Annotated in this window: 5 protein-coding genes; 3 read left to right on the top strand and 2 right to left on the bottom strand. The window is 60.8% G+C overall.

Annotated features, from left to right (window positions below):
• Nucleotides 1–82: 82 nt before the first annotated feature.
• Entirely contained in the window at nucleotides 83–778 is a 696-nt protein-coding gene (locus GR197_RS26965) for a hypothetical protein (RefSeq protein ID WP_164015169.1), read from the top strand.
• A gap of 151 nt (nucleotides 779–929) precedes the next feature.
• On the opposite strand, the gene GR197_RS26960 is transcribed toward GR197_RS26965, so the two are convergent.
• A complete protein-coding gene (locus GR197_RS26960; RefSeq protein ID WP_164015167.1) occupies nucleotides 930–2369 on the bottom strand; it encodes an FAD-binding oxidoreductase in 1440 nt (479 codons plus the stop codon).
• Between the two features lie 212 nt (nucleotides 2370–2581).
• Between GR197_RS26960 and GR197_RS26955 the strand changes: the two genes are divergently transcribed.
• A complete protein-coding gene (locus tag GR197_RS26955; protein WP_164015165.1) occupies nucleotides 2582–4894 on the top strand; it encodes an NADP-dependent malic enzyme in 2313 nt (770 codons plus the stop codon).
• 17 nt (nucleotides 4895–4911) lie between these two features.
• On the opposite strand, the gene GR197_RS26950 is transcribed toward GR197_RS26955, so the two are convergent.
• Complete coding sequence (locus tag GR197_RS26950; RefSeq protein ID WP_164015177.1) at nucleotides 4912–5445, bottom strand: ribonuclease H family protein; 534 nt, start codon at nucleotides 5443–5445, stop codon at nucleotides 4912–4914.
• Between the two features lie 154 nt (nucleotides 5446–5599).
• Here GR197_RS26950 and GR197_RS26945 point away from each other — a divergent pair, with 154 nt between their 5' ends.
• A complete protein-coding gene (locus GR197_RS26945; RefSeq protein WP_164015163.1) occupies nucleotides 5600–6700 on the top strand; it encodes a DUF2865 domain-containing protein in 1101 nt (366 codons plus the stop codon).
• The last annotated feature ends 4 nt before the right edge of the window (nucleotides 6701–6704 follow it).

The following is a 6704-nucleotide window of genomic DNA, read 5'->3' as shown; positions in this document are numbered from 1 at the left end:
CAGCGACGGCGGCGCTCAGGGCCGGACAGGACTTCTATCTTAGGACTGTGACTGGTCATAATGGGCACATTACCTCGCACACTTGTTAAGTGGGAGATCGTGTCCGGAGATTTACGGGGCTATTACAAATGCCGACAATGATATTCTGGTCGGTGGTAATTGGTCGCAACCATCTTCTCTCGAAACAATTGACCTAACCGCAGATCACCGAGAGTGGAACGACCACGTTGGCGACGTTCTCGCTGGCGGAAAAGGCAACGATACCTATCTAATCAGCACGGACGAAAGCGAAACTTGGGATTGGGCCTATCTCTCAGAGTTTACGGACCAAAAGGCTCATGAATTGCTGTCGCACATTGACACAATCGATGAATCAAAGGGCGACGGTGTTGGATCAATTGAGCTTCAAGTTTATCACGAATATTGGGATCCGGGCGAGCAGTTTCAGGTAATAAACGTCAGCGGTTCATTCGACTATGGATATTCTGATCCCGATAGCGGTGCTGCATTCTACTATGGCAGCGGCGTGCAAGTTGCACTGTTCAACGTGACTGAAAACGGCGATGCTGTACCCTACCTCTTTGTCTTGACCGGATATCCCGCGAGTCCTGTTGTCGCGATCAAAGACTTCTATCAGGGCGACCTAGGGATTAGCCTCGAAGACTACGACAGAACTCGACCTCCAGAAGAACAGAACGATAATCTCGTCCAAGATTATGGTACACCGACCCATGATTTGCTACTTACCAATCACAGCGAGATGTCCTGGTTGGTTTAGCTTTAAAACAAGAAGTATCTGGACACATGATGTAAAGGTAGAAGCGGCAAGCCCCTGAAGGGTTTGCCTTCGGTGCAACTAAGACTCGGCATCTTTGATTTACGACATTACCCCGCGCCTGAGCACTGTGACTTGAGCGCGGGGGATCCCGTTAAGCAGCCCGCACCGCCGCCATCGGCTTCACATTCTGGTTCATGCGGAACAGATTGTTCGGATCATAACGCCGCTTGATTTCGGCAAGCCGGCCGTAATTGGCGCCATAGGCCATTTCCACCCGATCGGCCTCGTCCTCAGGCATGAAGTTGATGTAGGCAGTCCCCACAGCATGCGGCTTGGTTGCCTCGAAGAGTTCGCGCGCCCAGCCGGTGCAGCTTGCATCCATCCCGGCCTCCCGCCACCGCGCATGCACATTCATGACGAAATGCGAGCTGCGCTGCGGAAATGCGGTGGCTTCGGTCGGAATGCGGCCAGCCGCACCGCCGACATGGCCGATGAAGATTTCGCATTCCGGACCGGGCAGCTTGCGCACGGCGTTGAGCAGCACCTCGATCGCTGCATCCGAGAGTGAGGCGAAATCCTGGCTCTTCCAGTAATTGCGCGCACCTGGCGTCAGCAGCGGGTCGAATGCCTGCTGCCAGCCGGTAAACGGCACCGGGCCGACGACGTCGGCAATCGGTTTTCCGATCGCCCGCAATCTTTCCGTCGCTTTTTCCCCGGCCGCGATGTCTCCGCAATAGCACATCGCAAGCACGACGACCTCCTTGCCATGCCATTCGGCCGGAAGGAACGGCAGCGGCGGCGCCTGGCGCATCACCACCCAGCAGGTCAGTTCATCGGGTGCGGCTTCCAGCGCCTGCCGATATTCCCTCAGCACTTTCTCCGCGTCAGCGAAGGGATGCACCACCAGCCCGGCGAGGACCTCTGAATGGAGCGAGTTGAGCTGGAACTCGAAGGAGGTGACGACGCCGAAATTGCCGCCGCCGCCACGCAACGCCCAGAACAGGTCCGGCTTTTCCGTCTCGCTCGCCTTGACCAGCTCGCCATCGGCCGTCACCACATCGACCGAAATCAGATTGTCGATCGTCAGCCCGAATTTGCGGGTCAGCCAGCCGAAGCCGCCGCCAAGCGTCAGGCCGGCGATGCCGGTGGTGGAATTGATGCCGGTCGGCAGCACCAGCCCGAAGGCCAGTGTTTCCTGGTCGACATCGGCAAGCGTTGCGCCTGGCTCGATCCTGGCACGGCGCGTCTCCGGGTCGACCCGCACCGATTTCATCGCCGACAGGTCGATGACGACACCGCCCTCGCAGACCGCATTGCCGGCAATGCCGTGGCCGCCGCCTCGCACCGAAACGAGAAGATTGTTGTCGCGAGCAAACCGCACCGCGCGCACGACATCGGCAGCACCGGCACAACGCGCGATAAGCCCGGGCCGCCGATCGATCATCGCATTCCAGATCGCCCGCGCCTCGTTGTAATCCATGTCTTTACTGGTCAGGAGCTTGCCGCGAAATCCGGCAGCAAATGCATCGATGGCCACGTCATTGACCATCGTCTGCCCCTTTTGCAGGGTCGTCAGGTTCAAATTGTCCATGGTTTCCTCCATGCGACCGGCGCCCCGCACCGTCGCGGCGGCATATTGCGCCTCCGGTGCTCGCCAAACAAGTTTTCCAAAAGGATTAGCTAAGCGCAGCTGTCGCCCGGACGATCGCCTCTACGAAAACTTCTGCCCCCCCCATTTCCATACTGTCGCCACTAACCGATTGATGTATGGAGGGAGCACAAAAGACGTGCACGGAGGCGGCAATGGATCACCAGGAAAAATCCAAGACGGAAAAGAACCTGACAGGCGGCGATCTCGACGAGCAGGCGCTGTTCTTCCACCGCTATCCCCGCCCCGGCAAACTGGAGATCCAGGCAACCAAACCGCTCGGCAACCAGCGCGACCTGGCACTTGCCTATTCGCCCGGCGTCGCCGCCCCCTGCCTTGCCATCCGCGACAATCCGGAGATGGCGGCTGAATATACCTCGCGCGCCAATCTCGTCGCCGTCATTTCCAACGGCACCGCCGTTCTTGGGCTTGGCAACATCGGCCCGCTGGCTTCTAAGCCGGTGATGGAGGGCAAGGCCGTGCTCTTCAAGAAATTCGCCGGCATCGATGTCTTCGATATCGAAATCGACGCCGCAAGCGTCGAGCAGATGGTTTCGACCGTCGCCTCGCTGGAGCCGACCTTCGGCGGCATCAACCTCGAAGACATCAAGGCGCCGGAATGTTTCGAGGTCGAGCGGCGCCTGCGCGAAAAGATGAAGATCCCGGTCTTCCATGACGACCAGCACGGCACCGCGATCATCGTCGCCGCCGCGATCCTCAACGGACTGGAACTCGCCGGCAAGGCGATCGAAAACGTCAAGATCGTTGCTTCCGGCGCCGGGGCCGCCGCCCTTGCCTGCCTCAACCTGCTTGTCATTCTCGGCGCAAAACGCGAAAATATCTGGGTCCACGATCTCGAAGGCCTCGTCTATGAGGGCCGCGTCGAGCTGATGGACGAATGGAAATCCGTCTACGCCCAGAAGAGCGATACGCGCACGCTCGCCGAAAATATCGGCGGTGCCGACGTCTTCCTCGGCCTGTCGGCCGCCGGCGTCTTGAAGCCGGAACTGTTGGCGCAGATGGCCGACAAGCCGCTGATCATGGCGCTCGCCAATCCGACCCCGGAGATCATGCCGGATCTCGCCCGTGCCGCCCGCCCCGATGCGATGATCTGCACCGGCCGCTCGGATTTCGCCAACCAGGTCAACAACGTCCTCTGCTTCCCCTATATCTTCCGCGGCGCGCTCGATTGCGGCGCCGAGACGATCAATGAGGAAATGAAGATGGCGGCCGTGCGCGCCATCGCCGCCCTTGCCCGCGAAGAGCCGTCCGATGTCGCCGCCCGCGCCTATTCCGGCGAAACCCCGGTCTTCGGCCCGGATTACCTGATCCCCTCGCCCTTCGATCCGCGCCTGATCCTGCGCATCGCCCCTGCGGTTGCCAAGGCCGCCGAGCAGAGCGGCGTAGCGCGCCGCCCGATCCAGGACTTCGACGCCTATCTCGATCAGCTGAACCGCTTCGTCTTCCGCTCCGGCTTCGTCATGAAGCCGATCTTCACCGCGGCCAAGGCAGCCGAACGCAAGCGTGTCATCTTCTCCGAAGGCGAAGACGAGCGTGTGCTGCGCGCCGCCCAGGTGCTGCTCGAGGAAGGCCTCGCCGAACCGATCCTGATCGGCCGCCCGCAGGTCATCGAGACGCGCCTGAAGCGCTACGGCCTGCGTATCCGCCCGCTGCAGGATTTCGAGGTCATCAATCCGGAAGACGATCCGCGCTTCCGCGAATATGTCGATCTGTATTTTTCCCTCGTCGGCCGCCGCGGCGTCATTCCCGAAGCCGCCCGCACCATCGTGCGTACCAATACCACCGTCATCGGCGCACTGGCGCTGAGGCGCGGCGAGGCCGATGCGCTGATCTGCGGTCTGGAAGGCCGCTACGAGAAGCACCTGCGCGACGTCCGCCAGATCATCGGCAAGCGCAAGGACGTCCGCGATTTCTCGGCCCTCAGCCTGATGATCTCGCAGCGCGGCGCCACTTTCTTCACCGACACCTACGTCACCTTCAATCCAAGTGCCGAGGAAGTTGCCGAGGCAACGGTGCTGGCGGCCGAGGAAATCCGGCGTTTCGGCATCACCCCGCGCGCCGCCCTCGTTTCGCATTCCAACTTCGGCTCGCGCGAATCCGAAAGCGCCACGAAGATGCGCAACGCCCTGCAGCTTGTGCGCGAGGCCGCCCCCGATCTCGAGGTCGACGGCGAGATGCACGGCGAAAGCGCCATCACCGAAGCGCTGCGCAAGCGCGTCATGCCGGATACGACCCTGCACGATGAAGCAAACCTTCTGGTCTTCCCGAACCTTGACGCCGCTAACATCACCCTCGGCGTGGTCAAGTCGATGACCGATGGTCTGCATGTCGGCCCGATCCTGCTCGGCACCGCCCTGCCCGCCCACATCCTCGCCCCCTCGGTCACCTCCCGCGGCGTCGTCAATATGGCAGCGCTCGCCGTCGTCGAGGCATCGCAACCGGCGTAAGCCGGTTGCCGGCAATGTCAGCCCCCGGCTATCGACAGGCGTCCTCTGTCTGCAAGCGCATCCGCGCGCTCATTGCCGATAATCCCTGAATGACCCTTGCACCAGGCAATGGTCACCAAGGCGTTCCGGGATAATTGAAGATCGACGGCTTTCCAGAGGTCCGCATTGTCGATGGTTCGCCGTCGGCCATGTCCACTTGGGCTGATTTTCTTCCAGCCATTGTTCTTCCAGATATGTCGCCGACTATTACAGCCTTTGACGGCATAGACGGAATCGGACCAGATGATCGCGGGTTCGCCGATTGCCACGCTGTTGATCCAGATGACTGCCTTGAGAACGGCGGTCAATTCCATCGCATTATTGCTGGAATCGTCAACGCCACCGAAGTCCGATGCGATTTCCACCGCATCACGATAGGCGACAAATGACCAGCCTCCACGGCCGGATCCCGGCTCATAACAACCGTCTGCGAAGACGTGCAGCCCCTGTTGGGATTCGGGTACGCCTGATGCCGGTGCGGAGGATCGGATCTCGTTGGGAAAGCCTGTCATTTTCACCGGGGTCTCGGGCGATTGCTGGATAAGATCGCAAAAATACGCTAGGATTTTCTTTGAGCTTATTAAGAGAAATACATTAAGAGGAAAGGCGCGGCGAGGTGACGTCGCATTCGCCCCACCGATCGTTTGCTCATTCCGGGACGACGCCGTGAAACGCCGAAACCTGTCTCTTGCCCTCCTCCTTGCCTTCGCGGCGCCCGCCGCCGCGCAGAGCAGCGTTATCTGCGAGGACCTGCGCGGCCGTCTTGCCGACCTGCCGCGATCGATCGGCAATGGCAACGGTCCGGAAGCCCGCCAATATTCCAGCGCCATGGCCGAGCAGAACCTCGAGCTGCGCAAGGTCCGCAACGAACAGCGCAGCAATGGCTGCACCTCTGGCAGCATGGTTGTTATCGGCGGCGAGAATGCCGATTATTGCGCCGAGCTCTCGCAATCCGAAGCCCGAATGATCGACAATATCAGCTATCTCCAGGACCGCCGCAACGAGCTGGTCGGCCGGAACGGTGCCGATGACGGCGCCCGCCGCGAACTGATGGCTGCGCTCGACAGCAACAGCTGCAACAGCGAAAATTTCTATGCACCCTCCGAGCGCATCGCCGACGATCCGGCGCCGAGCGTCGAGGAACAGGCGATGCGGTCCGATACCTTCATACCGCTCGGCGGCGGCGAGGAGGCTGATCCGCGTTACGGCTTGCCGCGGGCCGACATGATGTCACCGGTCAGCACCATGTGCGTGCGCAGCTGTGACGGCGGTTTCTTCCCGATCAGCTCGAACGCCACCTCGGTCGATTTCGGCCGCGATGCCCAGACCTGCGCCAAGATGTGCCCGGGGATCGAGACCCAACTGTTCTATCGCGAGGTGACGAGCACCGAAGCCTCGAATATGATCTCGGTCGCAACCGGCACACCCTACAGCGCCATGAAAAACGCCTTTGCCTACAAGAACCGCACGCCCGGCGAAAAAACCTCCTGCGCCTGCAATCTCACCGCCTATTATGACGAGATGCGCGGCAAACAGGCGGTAAGCCAGCCGCCGCAGCAAGGCTCGATCACCACCATCCGCACCAATCCGCCGGTGAAGGATACCGCGACATCAGCCGCACCACAGCCAACGGTTCCGGAGCGTCCCTACGACCCCACGAAGAACAAGGTCCGCCAGGTCGGCCCGCAGTTTCTGGCCGGGGACCAGGGCTCGATCGATCTTGCCAATCCTGCCGCACCTGGCCCCCAACCCCAGCAGCAGCAGTAATTGG

Origin of the sequence: Rhizobium phaseoli, assembly GCF_010668805.1 — a bacterium.
In the GTDB taxonomy this organism is placed as follows: Bacteria; Pseudomonadota; Alphaproteobacteria; order Rhizobiales; family Rhizobiaceae; genus Rhizobium; species Rhizobium phaseoli_A.
This window is presented reverse-complemented; position numbering and strand designations above follow the sequence as displayed.